General features: G+C 44.2%; 3 protein-coding genes. All 3 read left to right on the top strand.

Annotated features, from left to right (window positions below; translation table 11 throughout):
* Positions 1-81: 81 nt before the first annotated feature.
* Positions 82-381 (top strand): IS66 family insertion sequence element accessory protein TnpB, encoded by a 300-nt coding sequence (locus Q4575_RS19645; RefSeq protein ID WP_303523933.1) that lies wholly within the window; start codon positions 82-84, stop codon positions 379-381.
* A 2-nt stretch (positions 382-383) separates the two neighbouring features.
* On the top strand, positions 384-731 hold the full coding sequence (gene tnpB / locus Q4575_RS19640) for an IS66 family insertion sequence element accessory protein TnpB (RefSeq protein ID WP_303523934.1): 348 nt from the start codon (positions 384-386) through the stop codon (positions 729-731).
* A 70-nt stretch (positions 732-801) separates the two neighbouring features.
* On the top strand, positions 802-1539 hold a 738-nt coding region (locus tag Q4575_RS19635; protein ID WP_303523932.1), incomplete at its 3' end, for an IS66 family transposase.

The following is a 1539-nucleotide window of genomic DNA, read 5'->3' as shown; positions in this document are numbered from 1 at the left end:
GTAAACGTCCGGCCAACCTCACCTAGCAGAACGGTTTTTAGTCATTGAAAATATCACCTGACCTTAACTCAGGAGATTAAAATGAAAGCACAACGCACCCCAGAGCAATGGCGGGCTTTATTGGCGAGCCGACAAACATTTAACGGCACTAACATTGAATTCTGTGCACAGCACAATATTTCCATTACCAGCTTTTACAAACACCAAGCTAACCTTCGTCAATCTGCGTCCAGTTTTGTCCAGGTCAAAACCACAACTGAGCATCTTCAAGTTCAAAGCCATCAACACATTCAGTTTGATGTTCAGTCAGGCCAATTGACGCTCCCCGCTGATTTGTCACCCAACCAAGTGATTGCGATTATTCGAGGCTTATCATCGTGAAGATGTTTGTTGATGTGCCCGAGATCTATCTCTGTAGCCAGTTTGTTGATTTCAGAAAATCCATCAACGGCTTAGCTGCTATTGTCGAAAGTGAACTTGAGTTATCCGTATTAACTGGCGCGGTCTTTGTGTTTTGCAATAAAAGTCGCGATAAACTCAAGTTACTGTATTGGGATAACACTGGCTTTGCCTTGTGGCATAAACGCCTCGATAAAGACAAGTTTAAGTGGCCGAGAAAACTCAATTCCCAAACGATGAATTTAACCGAGCAGCAATTAAATTGGTTGTTATCAGGCTATGATGTCATTGGGCATCAAGTCATAAGCACTGAGAACGCGGCCATTATTTAGATCGTCGCACGATCAATATTAACCACCTTACAAAGCTATTTTACTCACCAAACTGTTGTAAAATGGCAGTATGAACTCAGAGCAAGACTTACTCCAACGAATTGCCGAGCTAGAAGCAAAACTGGCTCAATCAGAAGCGAGAAATCAATATCTCGAAGAGCAATTCCGCTTAGCGCAACAAAAGCAATTTGGCCAAAGTGCCGAAGGGTTTGACGTGCAAGGCGATTTGTTTGATGAAGCGGAAGAAGCCACTGAGGTGACTGAAGCCGAAACGCAAGACATCCGTTATACCCGTAAGACACCTAAACGCAAAGCTTTACCCAAAGACTTACCGCGTGAGCAAGTCATTCATGATATCGCGGATGAAGATAAACAGTGCGAATGTTGTGGCGGTGAGTTGCATAAGATGGGGGAAGATATCTCTGAAAAGCTCGACTTCGTGCCTGCCAAAGTTAAAGTGATTGAGCACATTCGCCCTAAGTATGCATGTCGTGAGTGTGAAAAAACCGGAACCAATAACCACATCAAACAAGCTAAGATGCCAGCGATGCCCATCAACAAAGGCATAGCCACTTCGAGTTTATTGAGCCAAATCATCACCAGTAAATATCAATACGCGTTGCCGCTTCACCGACAAGAGACGATGTTCAAGCAATATGGCATTGAATTAAGCCGCAAAACCATGAGCGACTGGGTGTTAAAGTCGGCGGCCTTGTTCGAGCCATTAATACAAAGACTAAAACAAGAACTACTGAAACAACCTGCGGTGCATGCGGATGAAACCACCGTCAATGTGGTCAATGCCGAC

Origin of the sequence: Psychrosphaera sp. 1_MG-2023, assembly GCF_030548245.1 — a bacterium.
GTDB lineage: Bacteria > Pseudomonadota > Gammaproteobacteria > Enterobacterales > Alteromonadaceae > Psychrosphaera > Psychrosphaera algicola.
This window is presented reverse-complemented; position numbering and strand designations above follow the sequence as displayed.

Coding starts and splice junctions, on each gene's coding strand:
- tnpB (WP_303523934.1), top strand. CDS start 384: ATGTTTGTTGATGTGCCCGAGATCTATCTCTGTAGCCAGTTTGTTGAT.
- Q4575_RS19645 (WP_303523933.1), top strand. CDS start 82: ATGAAAGCACAACGCACCCCAGAGCAATGGCGGGCTTTATTGGCGAGC.